The organism is Collinsella sp. AF38-3AC (genome assembly GCF_003474365.1).
In the GTDB taxonomy this organism is placed as follows: domain Bacteria; phylum Actinomycetota; class Coriobacteriia; order Coriobacteriales; family Coriobacteriaceae; genus Collinsella.
The window spans coordinates 20,660-45,229 of sequence record NZ_QROM01000004.1; the positions used below are offsets into that span (position 1 = coordinate 20,660).

The 24,570-nt window shown below is 60.6% G+C and carries 19 protein-coding genes, 1 tRNA gene and 1 other RNA gene; 6 read left to right on the top strand and 15 right to left on the bottom strand.

Annotation, left to right across the window (positions count from 1 at the left end):
* Positions 1-91: 91 nt before the first annotated feature.
* The 3 genes from DW029_RS03785 to DW029_RS03795 form a co-directional block, all read right to left on the bottom strand.
* Positions 92-286 (bottom strand): hypothetical protein, encoded by a 195-nt coding sequence (locus tag DW029_RS03785; protein WP_117734879.1) that lies wholly within the window; start codon positions 284-286, stop codon positions 92-94.
* Between the two features lie 69 nt (positions 287-355).
* Positions 356-2,383 carry a KUP/HAK/KT family potassium transporter gene (locus DW029_RS03790; protein ID WP_117743449.1) on the bottom strand — a complete coding sequence of 676 codons (2,028 nt, stop codon included), beginning with the start codon at positions 2,381-2,383 and terminating at the stop codon, positions 356-358.
* Positions 2,384-2,550: 167 nt separating this feature from the next.
* The gene (locus DW029_RS03795; protein ID WP_117763811.1) at positions 2,551-3,426 is read right to left on the bottom strand and encodes a nitroreductase family protein; all 876 of its coding nucleotides are present in this window, start codon (positions 3,424-3,426) and stop codon (positions 2,551-2,553) included.
* Positions 3,427-3,637: 211 nt separating this feature from the next.
* Here DW029_RS03795 and DW029_RS03800 point away from each other — a divergent pair, with 211 nt between their 5' ends.
* Complete coding sequence (locus tag DW029_RS03800) at positions 3,638-5,938, top strand: LTA synthase family protein (protein WP_117743447.1); 2,301 nt, start codon at positions 3,638-3,640, stop codon at positions 5,936-5,938.
* Positions 5,939-6,243: 305 nt separating this feature from the next.
* Here DW029_RS03800 and bilS read toward each other — a convergent pair whose 3' ends face one another.
* From bilS to DW029_RS03815, 3 genes are all read right to left on the bottom strand, one after another.
* On the bottom strand, positions 6,244-6,801 hold the full coding sequence (gene bilS, locus DW029_RS03805) for a flavodoxin family protein BilS (RefSeq protein WP_233505103.1): 558 nt from the start codon (positions 6,799-6,801) through the stop codon (positions 6,244-6,246).
* A 105-nt stretch (positions 6,802-6,906) separates the two neighbouring features.
* Positions 6,907-8,766 carry an ABC transporter ATP-binding protein gene (locus DW029_RS03810; protein WP_118345334.1) on the bottom strand — a complete coding sequence of 620 codons (1,860 nt, stop codon included), beginning with the start codon at positions 8,764-8,766 and terminating at the stop codon, positions 6,907-6,909.
* A complete protein-coding gene (locus DW029_RS03815) occupies positions 8,767-10,620 on the bottom strand; it encodes an ABC transporter ATP-binding protein (RefSeq protein ID WP_118345335.1) in 1,854 nt (617 codons plus the stop codon).
* Between the two features lie 210 nt (positions 10,621-10,830).
* On the opposite strand from DW029_RS03815, the gene DW029_RS03820 reads away from it, so the two are divergent.
* Positions 10,831-11,856 (top strand): LPXTG cell wall anchor domain-containing protein, encoded by a 1,026-nt coding sequence (locus tag DW029_RS03820; RefSeq protein ID WP_118345336.1) that lies wholly within the window; start codon positions 10,831-10,833, stop codon positions 11,854-11,856.
* Positions 11,857-12,171: 315 nt separating this feature from the next.
* Here DW029_RS03820 and ffs read toward each other — a convergent pair.
* An RNA gene (gene ffs / locus DW029_RS03825) (signal recognition particle sRNA small type) lies at positions 12,172-12,267 on the bottom strand.
* Positions 12,268-12,401: 134 nt separating this feature from the next.
* Positions 12,402-14,183: a tRNA adenosine(34) deaminase TadA gene (tadA, locus tag DW029_RS03830; protein ID WP_117743442.1), complete on the bottom strand. Its 1,782-nt coding sequence runs from the start codon at positions 14,181-14,183 to the stop codon at positions 12,402-12,404.
* A 51-nt stretch (positions 14,184-14,234) separates the two neighbouring features.
* Here tadA and DW029_RS03835 point away from each other — a divergent pair.
* A tRNA-Ser gene (locus DW029_RS03835) sits at positions 14,235-14,324 on the top strand.
* Positions 14,325-14,327: 3 nt separating this feature from the next.
* On the opposite strand, the gene DW029_RS03840 is transcribed toward DW029_RS03835, so the two are convergent.
* The gene (locus DW029_RS03840) at positions 14,328-14,912 is read right to left on the bottom strand and encodes a TetR/AcrR family transcriptional regulator (RefSeq protein ID WP_117734871.1); all 585 of its coding nucleotides are present in this window, start codon (positions 14,910-14,912) and stop codon (positions 14,328-14,330) included.
* Between the two features lie 211 nt (positions 14,913-15,123).
* Here DW029_RS03840 and DW029_RS03845 point away from each other — a divergent pair, with 211 nt between their 5' ends.
* A complete protein-coding gene (locus DW029_RS03845; RefSeq protein ID WP_199406608.1) occupies positions 15,124-15,675 on the top strand; it encodes a LemA family protein in 552 nt (183 codons plus the stop codon).
* A 299-nt stretch (positions 15,676-15,974) separates the two neighbouring features.
* Here DW029_RS03845 and DW029_RS03850 read toward each other — a convergent pair whose 3' ends face one another.
* Together DW029_RS03850 and DW029_RS03855 are read right to left on the bottom strand one after the other, a co-directional pair.
* On the bottom strand, positions 15,975-17,027 hold the full coding sequence (locus DW029_RS03850; protein WP_117734869.1) for a branched-chain amino acid aminotransferase: 1,053 nt from the start codon (positions 17,025-17,027) through the stop codon (positions 15,975-15,977).
* 287 nt (positions 17,028-17,314) lie between these two features.
* On the bottom strand, positions 17,315-17,962 hold the full coding sequence (locus DW029_RS03855) for a DedA family protein (RefSeq protein ID WP_118345337.1): 648 nt from the start codon (positions 17,960-17,962) through the stop codon (positions 17,315-17,317).
* Between the two features lie 224 nt (positions 17,963-18,186).
* On the opposite strand from DW029_RS03855, the gene cysE reads away from it, so the two are divergent.
* On the top strand, positions 18,187-18,891 hold the full coding sequence (gene cysE / locus DW029_RS03860) for a serine O-acetyltransferase (RefSeq protein ID WP_118099202.1): 705 nt from the start codon (positions 18,187-18,189) through the stop codon (positions 18,889-18,891).
* 107 nt (positions 18,892-18,998) lie between these two features.
* Here the strand turns inward: cysE and DW029_RS03865 are convergent, their stop codons facing one another.
* From DW029_RS03865 to DW029_RS03880, 4 genes are all read right to left on the bottom strand, one after another.
* Positions 18,999-21,005 carry an ABC transporter ATP-binding protein gene (locus DW029_RS03865; RefSeq protein ID WP_199582513.1) on the bottom strand — a complete coding sequence of 669 codons (2,007 nt, stop codon included), beginning with the start codon at positions 21,003-21,005 and terminating at the stop codon, positions 18,999-19,001.
* A gap of 1 nt (position 21,006) precedes the next feature.
* Positions 21,007-22,731 carry an ABC transporter ATP-binding protein gene (locus tag DW029_RS03870; RefSeq protein WP_118345338.1) on the bottom strand — a complete coding sequence of 575 codons (1,725 nt, stop codon included), beginning with the start codon at positions 22,729-22,731 and terminating at the stop codon, positions 21,007-21,009.
* Entirely contained in the window at positions 22,731-23,231 is a 501-nt protein-coding gene (locus tag DW029_RS03875; RefSeq protein ID WP_118345339.1) for a MarR family winged helix-turn-helix transcriptional regulator, read from the bottom strand. Before DW029_RS03875 ends, DW029_RS03870 begins: the two co-directional genes overlap by 1 nt.
* Positions 23,232-23,410: 179 nt before the next feature.
* The gene (locus tag DW029_RS03880; protein WP_199582519.1) at positions 23,411-23,701 is read right to left on the bottom strand and encodes a CDP-alcohol phosphatidyltransferase; all 291 of its coding nucleotides are present in this window, start codon (positions 23,699-23,701) and stop codon (positions 23,411-23,413) included.
* A gap of 291 nt (positions 23,702-23,992) precedes the next feature.
* Here DW029_RS03880 and DW029_RS03885 point away from each other — a divergent pair, with 291 nt between their 5' ends.
* Entirely contained in the window at positions 23,993-24,514 is a 522-nt protein-coding gene (locus DW029_RS03885; protein ID WP_118345341.1) for a nitroreductase family protein, read from the top strand.
* Positions 24,515-24,570: the final 56 nt, after the last annotated feature.

Genomic DNA, 24,570 nt, shown 5'->3' on the forward strand with positions numbered 1-24,570 from the left:
AAACAAAAACCACCACAAAGGGGACAGGCACCTTTGTGGTGGTTTCCCCTCGTGGTGGTTCCAAGTGTATAGCCTTTGCAACCTGCGGTCGCTAGACAAACAGCACGTGCGCGAGCAGTGCGCACACGCACGCCGCGACAAACACCAGCGCCACGACCGAAATCACACGATCGGCCATGTCCATGTTGGCCCGATTCGTAAAGAACCGATCTTCGGCGGCGTCGACGCGTGCCTCGCGCACCAGCTCGGCCGCAAGATCGCGACCGTCAAGCGTCTTTGCGTCCATGGTTTTCTCCCCAGACTCATTTCCCGTCATTGCAAACCTGCCCGTTCACAGTCAAATCTCAGGTGTCGATTACGGGCGCTCGTTGGGAGCCAGACGCTGCATCTTGCTCACGGCCTTAAACTTGGTGAACAGCGGCACGTACTCAAAGTTCACGTTGGAGTTCTCCAGGCCGTACCAGCGCGCAGGCGTGCCAGCGGCGCGGCGGATGATGTACTTGAGCGTAATGGCCGTACGCTCGCTCGGCTCCACGTCGCTTTCGGGCGCCAGAAGCTTGCGGATCATAACGAACTTGAACGTACCGATGTTGCCCGGATCCTTGTAGACCGAGTAGTCATGCGTCTGCGGCGGCAGCTCGCCGCTGGCTGCCAGATCCTGAACAACCTGGCGCAGATAGGCGTTAACGCGCTGGTTGATCTTGTAGCCCAGGTACAGATGCACGCGGAACACGTAGTCGGTGCCGAACGTCTCGACCGAGTAGGCAAAGGTATGCGGCTCGTCCATGGTCTCGACATTCACGAACCACCAGGCGCGAGCGCGCTTGGGGTGCTTATCCAGGATGGAGTAGACGATATCGCGGTCGATATAGTCGGTGTTGGTGTCCTTGGTCAGGTACACGATATTGTCGCTCATGAGCTCGTAGCGGTCGTCGTCGCGCAGGCGCTTGAGCTGCGGCAGGTAGCTGCGCAGCGGCAGCAGCGTAAACTGGCGCTGCTCGACCGCCGTGCCGTTGTACCAGCACACCATAATGCTCATGATGAGCGCGGCCATAAGGATGGTGAAATAGCCGCCGTGGAAGAACTTGGTGAGCGAGCTCACAAAGAAGAAGCCCTCGAGCATGAGGAAGAAGACGGCAAAGATCCACGGCGCAACCTTGAGCTTGCGCTCCACGTGCAGATAGAAGAAGAGCAGCAGCGTCGTGCACATCATGGTCAGGGTAATAGCCAAGCCGTACGCAGCCTCCATGTGCGCCGAGTTCTGGAACAGCAGCACCACGATAACGCAGCCCACGAGCATGACGTTGTTGACCATGGGGATGTAGAGCTGACCCTTGGTCTCGGCAGGATAGAAGACCTGCATATGAGGCATGAGGTCCAGGCGGCTGGCCTCGGACACCAGCGAGAATGCGCCGGTGATGAGCGCCTGCGAGGCAATGATGGCGGCGATGGTGGAAAGGCCGACGGCAAAGGGACGCAGGCTCGGGGTGAGCATCTGGTAGAAGGGGTTGAGGTCGGCGATGCCCATGAGCTCGGGGTTGGCAGCGTTGTTGATAAGCCACGCGCCCTGACCCATGTAGGACAGCAGCAGGCAGCACTTAACGAACGGCCAGGTGGCGTAGATGTTGCCGCGGCCCACATGGCCCATGTCGGAATAGAGCGCCTCGGCACCGGTGGTGGCGAGGAAGCAGCTGCCTAGGATCATGATGCCCGCATGGTTGTTGGGGCTCAGCAGAAAGCCGATGCCGCGCAGCGGGTTGAGGCACAGCAGCACCGCGGGATGCTGGAAGACAAAGAACAGGCCCGTACCGCCCAGGAACAAAAACCACAGCGTCATGATGGGGCCAAAGGCGTGACCGATCTTGGCCGTGCCGATGCGCTGCACCAAGAAGAGCGCAATGATAATGGCAAGCGTGATCGCGACAACGCGACCCTGGTCGTCACCGAGCACGGCGTGGACCGCCGGGATGGTGCGCAGGCCCTCGATGGCAGTGGTCACGGTAACGGCAGGCGTCAGGATGCCGTCGGCGAGCAGTGCCGCGCCACCCAGCATGGCGGGGATGATGAGCCACTTGCCGCAACGCTTGACCAGGCTGTACAGGGCAAAGATACCGCCCTCGCCGTGGTTGTCGGCGCGCAGCGAGATCAGCACGTACTTGACGGTCGTCAGCAGCGTGACCGTCCACACAACAAGGGAGAGCGCGCCGAGCACGAACTCCTGCGTGACGCTTCCGATGCCGCCGTTGCCGGCAACGAGCGCCTTGGTTACATACATGGGGCTGGTGCCGATATCGCCGTACACCACGCCCAGCGTGACGAGCATCGCCGAGATGCTCACAGGAATCGCAGCGTGAGAAGCTGCCTCCTTGGCCTTTTGTTCCATAAGCCGGTTTCCTCCCAACTTTAATGTTCGAAGGGATTATAGGTAATCGGCCCATGTTTGAATGGCGCCGTTTTCCCAGCTAGATAAACATTTATACGGCCTTTAGGCCACCACGGCGATATGGAATGTGACAGAGGGACTTTCCCTTTCTCACATCGCCGCATTCGTTACTTGCCGAGCCAGTTTTTGAACCACCACTCCATGGAACGGCTCATCTCGGCCATAAAGGGGCTCGTGTGCTTGCGGGTGTAGATATCCACCACGCGCTCGCCCACCTCGCGGGCGTGCGGGCGAAACATCGCATCCATCTCGGCCACCTGCGCGTCCATGGTCGCGGTATCGGCGCGGCAGTAGCGCTCCTCGTGCACCAGGTTCACCACGGGATGCGCGATTGCCGGACGCTCCTTGCGGGGCGTGCCGATGATGAGCATCGACAGCGGCATGGTATAGGGAGGCAAGTCCAGCAGCGAGGCGACTTCCTCGGCATTCTCGACGATATCACCGATGTAGCAGCTCCCCAGCCCCAGGGCCTCGGCGGCGACCACGGCATTTTGCGCGGCGATCACGGCGTCCTGCGCCGCGATGGCAAAGTCACCCAGACCCGGTGCACGACGGGGCGCCTTGCCCGTGCGCTCGACAAACTCGGGCTTAAAGCAGCCCACGTGCTCAAACAGATCGATCCACTTGGCATAATCGACCACAAATATGAGTGCCCAGGGCGCCTTGGCGATCATGGGCTGATGATCGCACAGGTCGGCGAGGCGGTCCAATGTGGCCTGCTCGCGAATGCTCACGATGGAATACATCATCATGGCGCCCGCCGACGGCGCGCGACTCGCCGCATGCAAAATCGCCGCCCGCTGCTCGTCAGTCACCGCCACGGGACGGTCGTCGTCATCACGCGCGAAGGCACGCGTAGACGAGCGATGCTCCAAGATGTCCAGCACTGTGTTGCCCGTAGTCTCGACCGGATAGCCGCACGTATCCACGCCCGCAGCTCCGCCGCAGTACTCGGCGCCTGTCATACAAACCTGCTCGCTCATCGCCCTACCCTCGCCATTTCTTTAAGAAGCCTTTACGTTTCCGTGTAATTCCCGTCCATTATCGCGCAGGTCGCCACTACATTGCGCCACACCGCCACACGTGCGCGTTAATATGGCTGGTTGTGCGCAGCCACCAATTGCAGCGCATATCTTGCTAACAATCGGGTGAACCCCCGCTTTCGTAGGTTTTAAGTTTGTGAGGAGTCTCAGCATGTTCGCAGCCGCCATCTCGCTCGTCGGTCTTGCGGCGACCATCTACCTTGTCTTGCGCGAGGCCAAGGCCATTCGCGCTCAGTCGGGCACCGTTGCCAAAAGCGCTCTTGGGTGGAGCGTCGTCTTCGGCCTGTTCCAGCTCTTTTTGACCATTTGGGGCGCCATTGGCCTCGTCGCCCAAAACGAGCCGCTCGCCTTTGTGATGCTCATCCTGACCAACGCCATCCTTACCGGCTGCGCCTGGGCCAGCATCGCCCGCGACCGCATCGCCCCGCGCGTCTTTGCGTTTGCCGGGCCCGACGCTCCCGCCCCCACCGGCAAGCTCGCCCGCCTGCGCGGCGCCTTTGTGGGCAAACCGCTCGTCGCCGCCGTCCTGTGCCTGCTGCTCGCCGGCGTCTTTGCGCTGCTGGGCATGGAGGTCTCGTCCAACCACGACTTTACCTGGGTCTATCCCCTATGCATCCTGCTCGAGTGGGCCATCATCACCGTGCTCATGGTCGGCCTGTTCTTCCTGTTCCAGCGCCATGGCGCAGCTCCGGCCGTCCTGGCCTTTGCCCTCTTTATCCTGGGCATTGCCGAGTTCTTCGTCATCACGTTTAAATCCATGCCCATCCAGCCGGGCGACCTTTCGGCCATCTCCACTGCCGCCGCAGTCGCCGGCAACGGCTACACCTTCTCCATCTCGCTGTTCTGCGTGCTGTCCATGGGCTTTACCGCCATCGCCATGCTGCTATGCGAGTACGCCGGCCTAGTGGCACCGCATCGTCAGAAGGGTACCGCCAACGCCAAGCGCATGCTGCTCACCAACCTGCTCGTGGCGGTGCTGTGCCTGGGCGGCGTTACCGCACACGTCACGCTCATCGACTACTACAACACCCTCGGCATCACCGTCTACACCTGGCGCCCGCTCGAGAGCTACTGGCGCGAGGGCTACCTGCCTGCCTTTATTAGTGCGGCACAGTCCATTAAGCCGCCCAAACCCGCCGACTACTCCGTCGACGATGCCAAGGCCACGCTCAAAAAGTACGCCAAGGCCTACGACAAGTCCAACGCGGCCAAGAGCGACGAGCGCGCCGCCGCAGAGGAGCAGTTCGACAGCGAGAAGCCCACGGTCATCGCCATCATGAACGAGACCTTCTCGGACCTGTCGATCTATCAGAACATGCGCGCCGGCTACGAGGGTCCGCAGCACTTTAAGAGCCTGTCCAACTGCCTCAGCCGCGGCAAGCTCTATGTAAGCGCCTACGGCGGCGGTACCGCCAATACCGAGTTTGAGTTTATGACCGGCAACTCCATGGCCAACCTGGGCTCGGGCGTGTACCCCTACACCATCTACAACATGGAAACGACTGGGAACCTGGCAGAGCAGTTCAAGTCGCTCGGATATTCCACCACGGCCATGCACCCCAACCACGCGACTAACTGGAACCGCGAGAACGTCTACAAGGACTTTGGCTTTGACCAGTTCCTGTCCATCAACGACTTCCAGGGCGCCGATACCCTACGCGGCATGGTGACCGACCAGGCTACCTACGACAAGATTCTTGAGCTGCTCGACCAGAACGCCGATCCGCAGTTTATCTTCGACGTGACCATGCAGAACCACTCGGGCTACGACACGGGCCTGCTGCCGGTCGACAAGCAGCTGCACCTGAACATCGACACGACCGACCTGGACACCAAGACCGTCGAGGACGGTACGCTCTCCGATGTCGACGAGTATGTTTCGTGCATTGAGCAGTCCGACCAGGCGCTGCGCTACTTCCTTAACGCCTTGAGCAAGCTCGACCGCAAGGTGGTCGTGGTGTTCTGGGGCGACCATCAGCCGTTCTTCCCGTCCAAGTTCAACGATAAGTGGTTTACCGGCGAGGACGACGCCACGCACCAGGAGCGCTTGTGGCAGACCGATTACATCATTTGGGCCAACTACGACGTTGCCGGCTGCGACCAGACGAGCGAGGTCGACGACCTGTCCACCAACTACCTGTCTACCCAGCTGATGCAGCTGATCGGCGCCCCGCTGACCGACTACCAGAAGGCGCACATGACGCTGCGCGAGTCGCTGCCCGCTATCAACTCCGTGGGCTACGAGGACGCCAGCCTGCGTTGGGCGCTTTCCTCCAACGTCACCGGTGACGACGCCGCTGCCGCAGCCGCCACCAAGGCGCGCGAGGATTACGCCAAGATGCAGTACTACGAGATGTTCCGCGACGGCAAGAACGTGTACACCGAGCACTTCCAGACCGAGGCCAACGAGACCGACCCCAACCTGGCACCGGGAACAACCAAGATTAAGTAGCGGGTCGCTCATAACTGAAACGTCTGTCCGGACGGAGGCATATAAGGTTCCCTGCTCGGACAGTCCTGCGCAAGACGGAGGCCACATTAAGTGGCCTCCTTTGCGTGCGGAACTCGCGATGAGCCTTATATGCCTCCGCCCGGACAGACGCCCAGTTGCTGGAACGCGGCTTGTCATCGGGGTGATGGAAAATGTCGCCCCAAACGCTTGCAGTGGTTGCGTCCACAAGTGTCAAGAAAAAGCCTCGAGAATCTCGAGGCTTTCACATTTGTATTGTTTTGCACGAAGGACCGCGAACGGCGAAGCTACTCTCCCAGCACGGCCTTCTTGGCGGCTGCAGCCATGTTGTCCAGGTCTTCCTTGGTGGGATGGTCCTTCGCGGCAACCCAGTTGTCGAGCAGCATCTTAAATCGGACGTTATCGGGATCTTGCTCGAGCATGGCCTCGTAGCGCTGCTTGACCGCGGGGCCCATCTTGCCCTGGCACATCGCCCAGCCCGCAAGCTCGGCATCCCCAGCCAAATTGGAAGTTACGCGATCAATAATCTGCTGGTAATAGCTCTGGTCGGCCCCAAAGCCGCAGGTGCCAAACAGGAAGACGCGCTTACCGTGCAAGGCGGAGAGCAACGCCGCGACCGAAGGCGTGCACGCGCCCTTGTCACACCAAAAACCGACGAGCACCGTGTCGGCCGCGCAGGCGCCCTGCGCCTCGAGCTCAACCTGATCTGCGTCCGCATCGTCGCTCAACGCCGCAGCGTGGACAAACTCAACGCCCGCAGCCTGCAGAGTGCGCTTGATCGCACCCGAAACCATCCTGGTATTACCGCTCTTGCTGTTAACCACCAAAGAGCACGTCGTAGTCACGTTGCCTCGTTTCCCCCGAAACTCGAGCCATTAATGCAATTTGTTAGAAGCATATCTTAGTACTAACGGCGCAGATGTAAACCATCTGCCGCTAATCGGTATTCCCTACTGGGCGAATTGGCTGCGGTAGAGCTCGGCATAGAAGCCGCCTGCCGCTATCAGCTCGTCGTGTGTGCCACGCTCGATAATCTGGCCGTCGCGCATGACCAGAATGCAGTCAGCGTTGCGGATCGTCGACAGGCGGTGCGCCACCACAAAGCTTGTACGGCCAGCCATGAGCTCGTCGAATGCCGCCTGCACCTGCAGCTCGGTGCGCGTATCGATGCTCGAGGTCGCCTCGTCCAGCAGCAAGATCGCCGGGTCGGTGAGCATGACGCGCGCGATGCACAGCAGCTGCTTTTGGCCCTGGCTAAATGTGCCGCCGTCCTCGCCGATCACCGTATCGTAGCCGTCGGGCAGCTGCACGATAAACTTGTGCGCATGCGCACGCTTGGCGGCTTCGATGACCTGCTCGCGCGTGGCGTCGGGACAACCGTACGCGATGTTATCCGCCACCGTGCCCTCGAACAGCCAGGTGTCCTGCAGCACCATACCAAAGGCGCGGCGCAGGCTTGCGCGCGTGTAGTCACGCGAAGACTGGCCATCGACCATGATGCGTCCGGCATCGATATCGTAAAACCGCAGCAGCAGGTTGATGAGCGTCGTCTTGCCGCAGCCTGTGGGGCCGACCAGGGCAAAGCGCATGCCGGGTTTGGCCTCGATGCAAATGTCCTGCAGCAGCTTGCGGTCGGGCACGTAGCTAAAGTCCACATGCTCAAAAGTCACCTCACCCTGCGGGGCAGCAAGTTCCACGGCATCCGCCGCATCGGGCTCCTGCTCGCGCGCATCGAGCAGCGCGAACATGCGGCGCGCCGAGGCATACGCCGTCTGGATCTGCGTAATGACGTTGGTGACCTCGTTGAACGGCTTGGTGTACTGGTTAGCATAGGACAGGAAGATTTGCACGCCGCCCACCGTGAGCGCCGCGGGCACGCCCGTGATCACGCCCACGCAGCCGATCACAGCGACCACGGCATAGATGATGTTGTTGATAAAGCGCGTGCCGGGGTTGGAGAGCGAACCCATAAACTGCGCGCGCTCGCCCGCGGTGTAGAGCTCGGCATTGAGGGCATCGAAGCGCCGCTGAGCGCGCGGGCCGTAGGCAAAGGCGTCGACAAGCTTCTGCTCGCCCACGTATTCCTCGATATGGCCGCCAAGCTGACCCTGAATGCGCTGTTGAGCCGTAAAGCTTTTGTTGGAGAGCTTGGCGATGGCGCCGGCGGCAAAGATGGAAAGCGGCGTGACGAGCACCACCACGAGCGTCATGGTCAGATTGATGGAGAACATAAACGCGAGCGTGCCCACGATGGTAATAACGCCGGTAAAGAGCTGCGTGAAGCCCTGCAGCAGACCGTCGCCCACCTGATCGACATCGTTGACCACGCGGCTCATGAGGTCGCCGTGGGCATGGCTGTCGATAAAGCCGAGCGGCATGCGGCTGAGCTTATCACTCGCCTCCACGCGCATGTCACGCACCGTCTCGTAGGATAGGCGGTTAACGCAGTAGCCCTGCAGCCACTGGAAGGCCGCGGCTCCCACCACGACGAGCGAGAGTTTGGTGACGAGCGGCAGCAGTGCGTCGAAATCCACCTGGCCCGCGGCAACAATCAGGTCGATGCCCTCGCCAATGAGAATAGGTGTGTAGAGCTGCAAGATAACGGAGATGGCGGCGCTCACAAACGACGCCGCAAACGAAATGCGATGCGGACGGACGTAGCCCAACAGGCGGCGAGTCACCGCACCCACGGGATAGCGCTCGGGATCGCCGGGCTGGCGCGGACCGTCGCCCAGGTCGTTGAGGTTATCGTTGCCGGACACGTTGGCCGTCATCGTGGCGACCGAACCGGAGGAAGTATACGGATTCATCTAACAGCCCTCCTTTGTGCAGACGGATGCGGGGGCAGTCGGGGCGGACGCGGACGCCGCGCTCCCCTGCTGGCCCTCGAGCTCCTTGCGGCGCAGCTGCGACTGGCAAATCTCGCGGTAGAGCTGGCAGCTTGCATACAGCTCGTCATGTGTGCCCAGGCCCGCAACCGAGCCGTGATCGAGTACGCAGATCATGTCGGCGTCGCGCACGGTCGAGACGCGCTGACTCACGATGACGGTCGTCAGCAGCAGCCCGCCCTCGGCGGCACCGCGCACGCTGCGCTCGCGGATGGCATGGCGAAGCGCCGCGTCGGTCTTAAAGTCGAGCGCCGAGGCGGAGTCGTCCATAATCAGGATCTGCGGCGAGCCCACCAGAGCACGCGCAATGGTCAGGCGCTGGCGCTGACCGCCGCTGAAGTTCTTGCCGCCCGCCTCGACCGGGGCATCGAGCCCCTGTGGCTTGTTGCGCACGAACTCGCTGGCCTGCGCCATATCGAGCGCCGCCCAGAGCTCCTCGTCGGTTGCCGCCTCGTCGCGCCAGGTCAGGTTGCTGCGGATGGTGCCGCTCACCAGCGACGCGCGCTGCGGTACGGTCGCAACCACATGGCGCAGCTGATCGAGTGGCCAAATGCGCACGTCGGTACCCATCACGCTCACACTGCCGGTGCCCGCATCATACAGGCGCGGAATAAGCGAGACGAGCGTGGACTTGCCGCTGCCCGTGCCGCCGATGATTCCGAGCGTCTTGCTCAGCGGCAGCTCCAGGGTCACATCGTCGACGGCATTTGCCGCGCCCGCGCCAAACGAAAAACTCGCATGGTCAAAGCTCAGCGCGGGGGCCGGGGCGGCATTGCCCGTCGCGCCCGGCTTGGGCAGTGCGACCGGCTCGTTGTCCTCGTCGGTAACGCTCGGCACGCAATTGAGCACCTCGTTGATACGCGACGCACTGGCGCTCGCCTTGGTAAAGACCACGACCAGGTTGGCAACGTACACGATGGAGGTGAGGGTCTGCGTCATGTAGTTTACAAACGCCATAACCTGACCCTGCGTGAGCTCGCCCACGTTGACCTGGATGCCGCCCACCCACAGGATGGCGCACACGCCTAGGTTCATCACGAGAAACGTGACAGGGTTGAGAATTGAGGAGAGTTTGCCCACCGCGATGGCAGTATTGGCCTGGTCATCGGCCGCCTGGGCAAAACGCTTGCGCTCATGATCCTCGCGCACGAAGGCGCGGACCACGCGGGCGCCCGAAAGCCCCTCGCGGCAAATGAGCGCGATGCGGTCGAGCTTTGCCTGCAGCTGCTTGTAGTACGGGATGCAACGCGCCATGACAAACCAAAACACCAGGCCGATGGCGGGCGTGCAAATCAAGAAAATCACGCCCAGCTTAAGGTCGATGGCAAGGGCCGCAACCATGGATCCCACCGCCAAGAAGGGCCAGCGGATGAGCATGCGTACGCCCAGAGCCACAGCGAGCTGCACCTGGTTGACGTCGTTGGTGATGCGGGTGATAAGCGACGGCGTGCCCAAGCGGTCGAGTTCGGCATAGCTCAGTTTGTTGATGTGCTGGTAGAGCGCACCGCGAATGTCGGTGCCCATGCCCTGCGAGGTGAGCGCCGCCATCTTTTGGCAGACGAGCGTAAACGAGATGCCGATCACGGCCATGGCGGCAAGCACCATGCCGTAGTGGACGACGGCGTCCACGTCGTGCGAGCCAATGCCCTTATCGATCATCTGGGCAATCACCAGCGGCGTAAGCAGGTCAAAGATCACTTCAATCAACTTGCACGCAGGGCCGATCACCATATAGCGGCGAAACTTTCCACCAAAACGCCTGAGCAGCTCAATCATAAAAAGGCGCTCCCCATCATCATTCACACTCAATTCGAACCATGATAGTACGGTGAGCCCAAAAGAAGCGTAAACAACTCGTCATTTCTAATGGGATTCGGTTTTCAGAGGGGTATACGCGCACACCCAGCCAGTGTCGGGTCAACTAGCTTGGTATACTTACATTAGTGCTACCAAGTTAGTCGCCGACTCTGGAAATGAGGTGCCGAGATGAACGACATTCTCGCAAGAAGAGCAAGACGAGCAACTGTGGGCATCGCCCTTTCCGCGGCACTTGTCGCGGGAATCGCCCCCGCAACGGCGATCGCGGCAGAAACCAGTTCCCCCACCGGTGCGGCCGTTTCGCAGACGAGCGCCGCCAACGGCAATTCGGGCGCCCCGCAGACAGAAGACGCGGACGCCGCAAAAGAAAAAGCGTATGCAGCCATGCAGGAAGCGCTCAAAAACCTCGAAGCCGCAAAAGACGCCGCAAGTCCCGAGAAACTTGCGGAAATCGATGATGACATTGCCAGTTTTCAAGAGATCCACGACATGGTGGTGACGGAAGCCGCCAAACGGAGGGAACCCCTTCCCGCCATGCAAGCGAACGTCGATGCAGCCCAAGCCAAATACGATGAGGCCCACAACCGGACAAGCGGCCTTCAGGCAGAATTAGATAAGGTACTCAAGGAGCTCGGCGACGAGGCGCCCAGCACAGCTATTAAGGAGCATATTAAGCAGTTGCGCAGTGAGATCATGGCGGCAGAAAGGCGAGAAGAATCTTGTGAAGATGATCTTCACCGCTACCAACGCCGGCTCGAAAGCCAGGAAAAACAGGTTCAGTATTTCGAAAGTGAGGCAGAGGAAGCTAAAGCCCACATCGACGAGGACATAGCCAAGCGAAATGCACTCCTCGGCGATTTGGAAAAGGCGCAAGCGGCCTATGACGACGCCTGCAAGGCATACGAAGAGGCAAAGGCCGCGGCAGACAAGGCCACCTCGCCCGAGATAACGAAACCCGCCGAGACGACAAAACCCTCCAGCTCAGCGCAGCCGGCCGAAACGGCACAGCCCGCCAGCTCGCCCGCGACCGGCAAATACGCTCCATCGAGCTCCACCAAGCAAGCAGATACGACCGACGGCAAGCTCGCGAACACGGGCGACGCAGCGCCGAGCGCAATCACACTCGCAGGAATCGCCGCCGCAGGGTTCGGAATAGCCACCGCGGGTGTACGTCGCATCAAGAACTCAAAGTAGCTGCCAGAGCATATCGCTCCCACCAATCTACAAGCCCATAGACAAAGAGGCCCGTTTCCCCAACCAAAACCAGGGAAACGGGCCTCTTTACTTGTAAAAACAGATGGCAACGCCGCCGTCTCTTGAACCACGTAGCCATTGATGTCTTGGCGCAGTCAGCGAGCGCCATCCAGGGCGAACAAGTTGGCATGAAAAAGGCAAGGCATAGACCTTCTGGTCATGCCTTGCCTTTTGAATGACAAATTGTCGCCCTGGATGGCGCGCAGCGTCGAGCATTGCGCGGTTTGGTAAAACCGCGCAAAAAGAAAGCCCGTGCGCTCGATGGATCCGGATGCCCGACAGAGGCTCCTTATGGCTGCTTCCTTCCGGACCTGACCAGATTCGGAACATGTCGTCATCCGAACCCATCGAACGCGCTAGGCGCTCGGTATATCTTACCCGCTCCCGCCCGATGGGGCAAGACAGCTAATTTGGGACGGAGCTTTTTTGACTACTTTTTGACTGATGGGTAGTCAAAAAAGCCCCGTCCCAAAATGACTACTTTTCTAGAGGCGGCCGAGGTCGTAGGCTCGCGCGGCAGACTCGCCGGCGCAGATGAGGTTGGTTGCGGCTTCTTGCGGATCGAGTGCCCGCTCCAGGTCCATGGGCTTGCGACAGATCGGCAGGACAAGGTCGATACCCTGCTCGTACACCGCATCCAGGTTGTCGGCACGACCGCCCACGACGGCAACAACCGGCTTGCCATAGCGCTTGGCACGGCGGGCCACGCCCACCGGCGCCTTACCGGCGGCGGACTGCTCGTCCATATTGCCCTCGCCCGTTATGACCAGGTCGACATCGCGTACACGCTCGTCAAACCCCACGAGATCGAGCACCGTCTCCACGCCCGAGCGTAGCTCCGCACCGAGCGCCAGCAGCGCGGCACCCAGGCCGCCGGCGGCACCTGCGCCGGGCACGCCAAGCACCGAGCCAAATGTCCGTGCGCCCTCGGGTGCGCGCAACAACCCCTGGGCTCGAGCCTCGACAATTGCCGTATCGAGCAGACGACCGTAGCCGACCATCCAGCTGTCGCACCTGCTCAGCGCCTCGGCGTCACCCGTCGGCAAGCCTTTCTGCCCGCCAAACACCGCAAGCGCGCCCCGACGCCCTACGAGCGGATTCTCGACATCCGAAAGCACAACGATACGAGCGCCATCCAAAGCCTGCAGCGCTGGCGCCAAATCAACGCTCGCCACCCGCTCAAGGCCGGCAAGACCGGGGGCGACATCGCAGCCCTGGTCATCGACCACACGCGCGCCCAGCGCCTGCAGCATGCCGGCCCCACCGTCGTTGGTAGCACTGCCGCCCAGACCAATATAGATAGTCTTTGCCCCAGCACGGACTGCGCGAAGCATGAGCTCGCCCACGCCATAGGTCGAAGCCGCCAACGCCGCCGACTCCGTACAGGGCGAATACCCAATACCCGCCGCCTCGGCCATCTCAATAATAGCCGACTCGCGCTCGCCGTCCACCAGCATCCGGGCAGACACGCGTTCGCCCAAGGGACCTGCCACCTCGCAGGCCGAGAGCTCACCACCGCATGCGGCGATAGCATCGAGCGTTCCCTCGCCACCATCTGCCAGCAGCAATGTGCACACCTCGGCATCGGGCCAAACGCGGCGCATGCCTTCGGCAACGGCCTCCTCTGCCTGCGCACTCGACACGCTACCCTTAAAGGAATCAATCGCCAGCAGCACACGGCGGGGCCGGCGGCATGCGACACCAAAATCGACCGCCTCAACGGCAATATCTTCGGCACACGCGAGTGCCTCGGCATGAGCGGCATGCGCCTCAAGATCGGCCCCACAACCGCAGCCAGCACCATCGGTGCCACGCAGCCCACTAAAATAGCTGCTCAACACCTCACGACACTCGTCTGCCAGCACGCCGGCCGTCACGTTAAACCGATGGTTCAGGCGCGAATCGGCATTCAGGTCATACAACGAGCCCAAGGCGCCCGCCTTGGCATCAGCCGCGCCATACACGCAGCGCCCCACGCGCGCGTTGACCATAAGCCCCGCACACATGCAGCAAGGCTCGAGCGTCACGTAGACCGTGCAATCGGAAAGGCGCCAGCGACCGAGCGACTGAGCGGCAGCGCACAGGGCCGCGAACTCTGCATGCGCCGAAGGGTCCTGGTCGAGCTCGCGACGATTATGCGCCCTCGCGACGATCTCGCCCGCGCGCACCACTACGGCTCCGATGGGCACCTCGCCCACCGCAGCGGCGGCGCGAGCCTCCGCCAGCGCCTCGCGCATGAACTTCTCGTCGATTTCGGTGATCGTCATCGTTCGCCTTCCCTGTTGCAGATTCAAAACGATGCTATCATTACGACTCACGGAGAGATGGCAGAGCGGTTGAATGCGGCGGTCTTGAAAACCGTTGAGCGCGAGAGCGTTCCGGGGGTTCGAATCCCCCTCTCTCCGCCACTTTTAGCGATGCACCGGCGTCATGGTCCGCTCGAACAGCGCATCGACAACGTCAGCCATCTCGGAGCGACGCTCCAGATCGTGACCCGATTCCCACCACATAGTAAAGAGCCGAATAATGCCGCCGGCGACAAACTCAGCCGTCGTGTCGAGCGGCACGGGCGCAAGCGCGTCCTCGTCTAGCGCACTCATCACACGCTCGCGGATAGAGCGGGCAATGCGATCGCAAATCATGCTGGTCAGCATGCCCGACATGCTGCTCGCCAAAATGTTGTCCATGAGCTGCTCATGGGCCAGAATCAGGTCCATGGCGTCGGTGAACACCTCGTGGCGAAGCACGCGCACGTCGTCGGCCGACACCGTGCCGCCCTCGCCAGCCCGCTTTTGCGGCAAACCCGACATAAGCTCATCGATATAAAAGGCAAAGTAATCGTTCTTGTCGCGAAAGTGCTTGTAGAACGTCGTGCGGCGAATCATGGCGCGGTCGCACAGCATGGCAACCGTCAGGTCCTCAAATCGATGCTCCTCGAGAAGCTCGGTGAAGGCATCGAACAGGGCGCGGTAGGTTTTCTTAATGCGAAGGTCCACTGGTATCGCCATCCTCAGGGTAAAGACAACACTCGTCAATCTGTCGCATATCTTACACCTGTACCTCGCGCGCTTTGCCCCGGTGCCAACCCCGCCGAAAACATAACGCTTACCGGAAAGTTCGGCACGACAAAACGTTGCGGGTATACTAGTAGCGTTATACCAACGGCAGCTGGCGCATGCCGCCGCGGCCATTCGAAACGGAGACATCATGCTTCCCGTCATCATCGGCATCGTTGTTGTTATTGTGATTGTCTGCGCCATCGCCGGCATCTACAACAACATGGTCACCAAGCGCAACCGCATCGATAACGCATGGCAGAACATCGATACGCAGCTGCAGCGCCGCAACGACCTGATCCCCAACCTAGTCGAGACCGTCAAGGGCTACGCCAAGCACGAGCAGGAGACGCTCTCCGCCGTGATCAGCGCGCGTAACACCGCCGTCAAGGCCACCACGCCCGAGGCCAAGATGGAAGCCGACAACGTGCTGACCGGTGCGCTGCGCCAGCTCTTCGCCGTAGCCGAGGCCTATCCCGACCTTAAGGCAAACACCAACTTTACGCAGCTGCAGGCGTCGCTCGAGGATACCGAGAACAAGATTAGCTATGCACGCCAGAGCTACAACGACTGCGTGCTCAGCTACAACAACGCCATTCAGACGTTCCCGGCTGTCATCTTTGCCGGCATCTTCCAGTTTAAGGAGCGCCAGGGCTTCGAGGCAGCTGAGGCCGCCCGCCAGACCCCGACCGTCAAGTTCTAAACAACAAGGCAGAGTCTTAAGCCAGTTCATCAACCCTTTGGGACCCAAGGCACAAACCTTGGGCCCTTTTCGTATCCACGCACAACGCGCGGCCAAAAGGCCGGACGCCATCTTTATTCAGATTAATTGTTGCCTGTTGCGACAACGTCGTTCCCGCAGAGCGGAGAGCAAGTTCCCTCCCGGCGCACTCCGCAGAACGCAAGAAGCCCTCGCCGCACGAAGTGCGCAGCGAGGGCTTCTTGCATGTCCGAGGACGCGCCGGGAGGGAACTTGCTCTCCGCCCGAACAGGAAAGGATAATTACGCGACGGTGTAAACCCAGTCGTGCTTATCCTCAACAGCACCAGACTGGATGCCCGTCAGGGTCTCGCGGAGCTTCTTCATCACAGGGCCGATCTCGGTGTAGCCAGCCGGGAAGGTCACGGTCTCGTCGGCGCCGTAAACCTTGTTGTCGATCTCGCCGACCGGAGAGATGACGGCAGCGGTGCCGCACAGACCGCACTCAACGAAGGTGCCGGCCTTGACCTCGGCCCACTCGACGGGACGCTGGTCGACGGTCATGCCCAGATCCTCGGCAACCTGAACGAGCGAGCGACGGGTGATGGAGGGCAGGATGGAGTCGGTGTGCGACTGCGGAACGACGAGGGTGCCGTCCTCCTTCACGAACAGGACGTTCGCGCCGCCGGTCTCCTCGACATAGGTGCGGGACTCGGAGTCGAGATACAGGTTCTCGGCATAGCCCCCGCGATGGGCCTCCATCGTGGGCTTGAGGGACATGGCATAGTTAAGGCCGGCCTTGATGTTGCCGGTGCCGTGCGGTGCGGCGCGGTCGTACTCGGAAACGCGCAGCTTGACGGGCTTAAGGCCACCCTTAAAGTACGGACCGACCGGGGTCACGAGAATACGGAACGTGTACTCAGGAGCGGGAGCCACGCCGATCACGTCACCGGAGCCGATCATAAATGGACGCACGTACAGGGTTGCACCGGAGCCGAAAGGCGGAACCCAGGCGGCGTTGGCAGAAACGACCTGCTTGACGGCCTCAACAAACTTGTCCTTGGGGAACGGGGGCATCTCGAGGCGCTGGGCAGAGTTATACATACGCTCGGCGTTCATGTCGGGACGGAAGCAGACGATGCTGCCGTCCTCGGCGGTATAGGCCTTCAGGCCCTCAAAGACCTCCTGGCAGTAATGGAAGATGCCGCCGCACTCGGAGACATGCAGGGTGTGGTCGGTGGTCAGGCCACCCTCGTCCCACTCGCCATCCTTCCAATGAGCCTCGTAGCTGTAATCGGTCTTCATGTAGCCAAAGCCAAGGCTACCCCAATCGATATCCTTCTTCTCGACAGCCATATGTCGCTCCTTACATACACAGTTGCATACTCGCGAACCCGCACGCAAGGACCGAGGCCGACCGCGTCGCAACGTCGCACGCCCGGAGCGTAGAGCCGGACGGGACACGCGAACAGCATCAAAGCCGATGGCACGTCGGTTCGCATGCACGAGATTGTACTCCCCGCATGCGTTGGATAAAACGTTTTTCTTTAACTAACTAAAGTATTTTCATTTGACCGAAGCAAAGGGCCCGCCACCGTAAACGGTGACGGGCCTCAACGGCACGGTTTGCGCGCTGGCTCGAGCTACGTGTTCTTTTTGCCCAGCTTAGCCTTAACCAGACCGGCCACAGTCGGGATGATCGACACGGCAACGATACCAACGATTAGCAGCTCAAAGTGCTCCTGCACAAAGGGAATGCCGCCAAAGAAGTAACCCAGCAGCGTAAAGACCGTCGACCAGGTAATGCCGCCCAGCACGTTAAAGATGACAAAGTTGCGCCAGTGCATGCCGCCCATACCGGCGATGAAGGGCACAAAGGTGCGGATAAACGGGAAGAAGCGACCCAGGAAGATGGCCAGGTGGCCCCACTTGTCCAGGAAGTCCTCAGACTTTTTGATACGCTCGGGCGTCATGGCCTTGACCTTGCCCGAGGCGATGATCTTTTGGCCAAAGAAATGACCGATCATAAAGTTGCACTGATCGCCCAAGATAGCAGCCGTCCATGCGACGGCCAGCAGGGCCACGATGTTAAAGCCGCCGTTGTGGGCAAAGAAGCCCGAGGCGAACAGCAGCGAGTCGCCGGGAAGGAACGGGAAGAACACCACGCCCGTCTCGACAAAGATAATCAGGAACACGCAGCCGTAGGCCATAAGCGGGCCGGCGGCGATCCAGCTGGCGATCGCGGTGCGCGGATCCTTAAGCAGCTCGGCGATAAAATTGATGAAACCCATGAAGTAAAACCTCTCAGTTGTGGGCGCGGATACGTCCAAGTTGACCAGTATACGGTTGCGGCGCCTCCTCGTGCGCAACCCCACAAAAGCATGACTCCATTACCAGCAAGTATGCATAACTGACACCTGTCACGCTAAGCCGTGAAAGATCGCTCTTCCTAATCCCTAGCGAATCGCTATACTTTATTGAATCGCATTGCCATGGCGCTAAGGGAGGGCGGCCAGTGAGCTTTATCAATACCATTCGCGAGGACATCAAGACCGTTCAAGCGCAGGACCCCGCCGCGCAAAACGGTCTGGTCATTTTCCTTTCGTACCCCGGTCTTCACGCCAAGTGGAACCACGTGCCCGAGCACTGGCTGTGGGAACATGGTTATCGCTCGCTCGCCCGTGTGCTCTCGCAGCTCACTCGCCATATCACCGGCGTCGAGATTCACCCTGCCGCGCAGATTGGCAAGCACTTCTTTATCGACCATGCCATGGGCGTCGTCATCGGCGAGACCACCATCGTGGGCGACAACTGCGTGCTCTATCAGGGCGTCACGCTCGGCGGCACCGGCAACGAGACCGGCAAACGCCACCCAACGCTCGGCAATAACGTCACCGTTGGCACCGGTGCCAAGGTGCTCGGCAACATCCGCATCGGCAACAACGTCAAAATCGGCGGCAACTCGGTCGTCGTTAAGGACGTCCCCGACAACTGCACCGTCGTGGGCGTGCCCGGGCGCATTATCAAACGCAACGGCTGCCGCGTGTTCGAGGAAAGCTTCGACGCCAAGCAGCACCGCGAATACATGCCCGACGATGCCGCCGAGCAGAGTGCCCTCAACCGCCAGGGCATCACCGAAAACGCTCGCCGCGTCAAGGAGCTCGAGCGAGAGGTAGCGGAGCTCAAGGCCCTCGTCGCCAAGCTCGTGGACGAACGCTAGGGCTGCGAACGGTACAGACCCGCATCAACGCAAGAAGGCGCGCCAGGGAATCAATCCCCGGCGCGCCTTCTTTTCGATGTGACATGCGGAACTGTCCCTTTGCCACATTAGGCGAACTGACTCAGATAGAGGTCGGCGTAAGCGCCCTCGGCTGCGAGCAGCTCCTTATGTGTGCCCTGCTCGATAATGTTGCCGTGATCCATAACCAGAATCAGGTCGGCATCCACGATCGTCGACAGGCGATGCGCGATCACAAAACTGGTGCGCCCGCGCATGAGCGCGTCCATGGCGCGGCCGATGGCAAGCTCGGTGCGCGTGTCCACGCTCGACGTCGCCTCGTCCAGGATGAGAATCGCCGGGTTGTTGAGCAGCACGCGTGCAATGGTCAGCAGCTGGCGCTGGCCCTGACTAATGCTCTCGGCATCGTTGGCCACCCGCGTGTCATAACCCTGCGGCATGGTACGCACAAAGAAGTCGACCTGCGCGGCGCGCGCAGCCGCCACGATCTCGTCGCGCGTCGCCTCGGGACAGCCGTAGGCGATGTTCTGCGCAATCGTGCCATCAAATAGCCAGGCGTCCTGCAGCACCATGCCAAACTGCTGGCGCAGCTCGCCGCGGTCCATACGGCTCGTGTCCACGCCGTCGAGCGTAATGCGGCCACCGTCGATCTCGTAAAAGCGCATGAGCAGGTTGATGAGCGTAGTCTTGCCCGCGCCCGTGGTTCCCACCACGGCGATCTTCTGGCCCGGCTCGGCGGTAAACGACACGTCGCACATAAGCGGCTTGTCGGGCGAATAACCAAAGCGCACATGCTCAAAGGAGACGCGGCCCTCCACGCGACCCGGCAGCTTGGCGGCCTTGTCCGGCAGCGGATCGGCCTCCATCTCGGGCTCATCGAGCAGGTCGAACACGCGCTCTGCACTCGCCAGCGCGCTCTGCAGCGAGTTGAAGGTAAACGACAACTGCGTCATGGGCTCGGACGCCTCGTAGATAAACTGGAAGAACGCCTGGAACACGCCGACGGTCATGTGACCGGCAACCAGCATACTGCAGCCCACCAGCGCGATCACGATCTGCGCCAAACGGCCGATAAAGCGCACCGCAGGGCCGACGGCGTTAATCATAAAGTCGGCCTTGGCACTCACGCGCGCCAGCTCGCCCGAGGCTTCGTGCACCTCGGCAGAACTCTGGCGTTCGCGGTTGAACGCGCGAATCACCAGACGGCCCGAGTAACCCTCCTCAACCGCGCTCGTAATCTTGGAGACCCATTCCTGGCGCTCACCGGTTACGTCATGCGTGCGGTGCGAGACCACCTTGGTCACCAGCAGCGATACCGCCGTAAAACCCAAAAAGATCAACGTGAGCCTAACGCTATAGACGAACATCATGATGATGGCGCCCGTCACGGTGCCGATCGACATCAGCAGCTGCAGCAATCCGCGCTGCATGCTCTCGGACATCTTGTCCAGGTCGTTGGTCGCGCGGCTGACTACCTCACCGGGGCGATGCGCATCAAAGTAAGCGAGCGGCAGACGGCTGAGCTTTTGCGCGATGCGGTTGCGCAGGCGCAGGTTGAGGCGCTCAGCAACACTCGACATCAAAAAACTCTGCAGTGCATAGAACGATCCGGCGGCCGTCCAGATTAAAAAGTAGACAAAGATGGTCTTACCGCATTGGTCCCAGGTGATGCTAAAGGTGGTTCCGCTGGCAAACGCCGCCTGTATTTGGCCCCACAGCTCGTCGATGACATGAGCGCTGTATGCCGGCGCGGCGGTGTTAAAGATGACGTAGAACACGATGCTCACGAACACGATATAGAAGCGCCAATGGTCGCCGGTAGCCTCGTTCCACAAACGGCGCACCGTCGCCCAGGTATCCCGAGGCGTCTCGTCCTCGTCTTCGTCGTCCACGTCGCGCATACGCTCTGCCTCGGCACGGGCGCGCTCGTCCTCGGCTCGTTCGTTTTCCTCGTACAGCGCTTGGCGACGAGCCTCGCGCTCGGCCGCTGCCTTGGCGGCATCGTCCAGCTCGGGTACCGCGGCAGCCGTTTCCTCAACCAATCCCGCGGCAGCGGCGTCATCAACGCCGCCCTGCTTCTTGAGCTCCTCGGTCATGCTACTCACCTCCCTTCATCTGCGATTCCGCGATAGCGCGGTACACCTCGCAGGTCTCCATGAGCTCGTCGTGCGTGCCTAGGCCCACGACCTCGCCGTCCTTGAGCACCACGATCTGGTTGGCATGCAAGATCGTCGAGATGCGCTGCGCGATGATGAGCACCGCAGCGTCGCGCGTCTCGTCTTGCAACGCATGGCGCAGGGCGGCATCAGTCTTAAAGTCCAGGGCCGAAAAACTATCGTCGAAGATATATAGATCGGCATGCTTCATGAGCGCACGGGCGATGGCCAGACGTTGGCGCTGGCCGCCCGAAAAGTTCGTGCCGCCCTGCGCCACCGGGGTATCGAGCCCCTGCGGCTGATCGAGCACAAAGGTGCTCTGGGCAACCTGGAGCGCATGAAGCATGTCTGCCTCAGTCGCGTCTTCGTTGCCAAAGCGCAGGTTGCTTGCCACGGTGCCCGAGAACAGCCACGCCTTCTGCGGCACATAGGCAATGCGCCCGCGAATCTCACTTTGCGAAAGCTCGCGCAGATCGACGCCGTCCAGGCGAATGACGCCCTTGGTGGCATCGTGGAAGCGCAGTAGGAGCTTGGCCACCGTCGACTTGCCCGAGCCCGTCGAGCCCACAATCGCGGTCGTCTGACCGCGTCGACAAGTAAAGTTCAAATTGCACAGAGTGTCCTCGTCGGCGTCGTCAAAGCGAAACGACATGTGATCGAACACGGCGACTGCATCCGCATCGTCCTCGGAGGCAGGCGCCCCGTCACCCAGCGTACGCTCGCCATCCACGATACTCGGCTCAATCTCCAACACCTGCTGCGCACGGTTGAGGCACGCCGCGGCGCGCGGAAGCGTCAGCACCACCATCTGCGCCATCATCACAAAGAACAGAATCAGGATCGCGTACTCCAGCACGGCCGAGATGCTGCCGATTTGCATCGCATGGGCGCCCACGCGGTTGCCGCCCACCCACAGCACCGCCACCTCGGCGATGTTCATCAAAAAGAAGCTGGAGCTGTCGAGCCCCACAAACAGGTGGTTGACCTTAATGGCATTGTCCGCGTAATCGCTAAACACCTCGTCCAGGCGCTGCTCCTCATGGCGCTCCTTGTTAAATGCGCGGATGACGCGCACGCCCACGATGTTTTCGCGCAGCACCACGTTCATGCGGTCGATAAAGCTCTGCAGGCGCATAAAGATCGGCGCCGCGTTGGCAACCGTAAAGACCGCCGCCACCAGCACAATCGCAACGACTACGCCCAGAAGCGTGCCCATGGCGGGATCGATAAACCAGGCGAAGATGATGCCCGCCACAGCCAAAAACGGCACGGGCAGCACCAGCTGAATCGTCTGCAGAATCGCCTGCTGAATCACGTTGATGTCGTTGAGCGAGCGCGTGATCATCGATCCGGTGCCAAAGCGCTCAAAATCGCTGGCCGCGAGCTCGAGCGATTTGTCGTACACGGCATTGCGGATATCGCAGGCCACGTTGGCGGCCAGGCGCGCCGAAAGATAGCAGCCCAACACCGTGCCGCCGCTGGCCATGCCGGTCGCGATAAGCATATACAGGCCGTTGCGTAAAATATAGTCGACATCGCCCGTGGTAATACCGGTGTTGACCATGTTCGCCAGCATCGTGGGAACCAACAGCGTACCGACGTTATCTATCAGCACCGCAAACAGCGTCACCGCAATCAGACCGCGGTACGGCCTCATAAACCTCATTAAGAGTCGCATGTGTCCCCCTCGCCCTTATCGTCAGCCTCGTTCTCGGCGGCCACTTGCCGTTTAAATGCCTCGCACTCTTCGTTCAGAACGTGTGAGAACTTACCGACCAAGCGCATGATCTCGCGCTGTTCCCACGGCTCGAGCGCCTCGAATGCCTGTTGCTCGGCTTTTTGCGCCGGCAACGCGTAGCGCTTGGCAAACTGCACGCCTTCTTCGGTCAGTCGCACAACCTTGTTCTTACGACTGCCCTCGGCAAACTCCAACGTCGCAAGCCCTCGCGCCCTAAGCGTCTTAATCGCTGAATTAATGGTCTGTTTGCTGTAGAACCATTCACTCGTCAGCCGACTCACGGCAACGCTTCCGCCCGCTGCACTCGTGTCGACGAGCATCCAGTAGGCGCAGTCCGAAAGACCGCAGGTGCGTGCGAACTCCGAATAGATACGGTCAAGCCCGTTGAGCATCCGGTCGAAATCGACCAGGCTAACTGCACTATTCATCTCTCCCACCATTCGATTGTCCGAGTTTTGACCAATTTATATCTCTACATTAGTCCGAGTTTTGACTATCGTCAATATGCTCGTTGCTTATGGTCGGCTCCACATAAGCATATCGACAAAAAAGACCGCCGGCGCGGGGGCGGCGCCGGCGGTTGCGAGAGAATATCGATTGTTGGCTGTTAAGCAGCGACGGCCTCGTAGACCGTGGCGCCCGAGAAGTTGTCGTGCAGGCTCTTGCCGCAGATCCACGGCAGTTCGACGACCTCGCAAACCGTGTTGACCAGCTCGGAGCAGTCAGTAAAGTGGCCCTTATCGTTGAGGGCCTCGCAATCCTGAACACGCCAATAGCCATCGGTGTGCGTGATGTAGTACTCGTGATCGTTAATCGACACAAAAGCGCGCGTCTTGGAACGCAGCAGCTTCAGAAATCCTTCGAAGTCGGTCTCGACGACATCTCCAGCCTGGAACATGATGTTACCTCCTGGCCCGGCGCCACCATGGCGCGTTGATAAACGTTGGTGCTCCTTTAGTAAAACCTTTATCAGAGCTTATGCGCGCATCATTTAGGCAAGTGGTAAAAAAACGCAGGGTAGACGGGATAAAACGTTTAACCATCCCACCGGTTTGTCACATTCTGGCTGAAGTTTTATGCAAACCAACTTTTCCACTTGGTAGCTTGCATTGTTTGGGGCCGACTGCGCGATTACGGTTTTGGTTCGGCGGGTAAGAACGAGGCATCGAAACCAACGTCAGGAGGACCCATGGAGACCATCGAAGCGCTCATCCACCGCCGCAGCTGCCGTAGCTACAGCGATCGCCCCGTCGAGGCCGAGAAGCTCGCACGCATTATCGAAGCCGGCCAGTACGCGCCGAGCGGCATGGGACGCCAGCCGGTCACGTTCGTCGCCGTCACCGACCCCGCAACCGTCGAGCGTCTCTCGCAGCTCAACGCCCAAGTTATGGGCAGCGAGGGAGATCCCTTCTACGGCGCCAAGACCGTTGTGGTGGTGCTCGTCGACCGCAGCGTACCCACGCACCTGGAAGACGGCTCGCTCGCCATGGGCAACCTGCTCAACGCAGCCTATGCGCTGGGCGTCGATTCGTGTTGGATCCACCGCGCGCACGAGGTCTTTGACTCACCCGAGGGACTGGAACTGCTTGCCAAGTGGGGCCTGCCCGCCGACGGAAGTCTGCGCGGTGTAGGCAATTGCATTCTGGGCTACGCCGAAGACGCACTCCCCGAGGCAAAGCCGCGCCGCGACAACGTGGTGTATGTCAGGTAATCAGAACCACCCTTAAAAAGGGTGGTTTGCTCTTAGGGTATAACCCACGGGCCCCG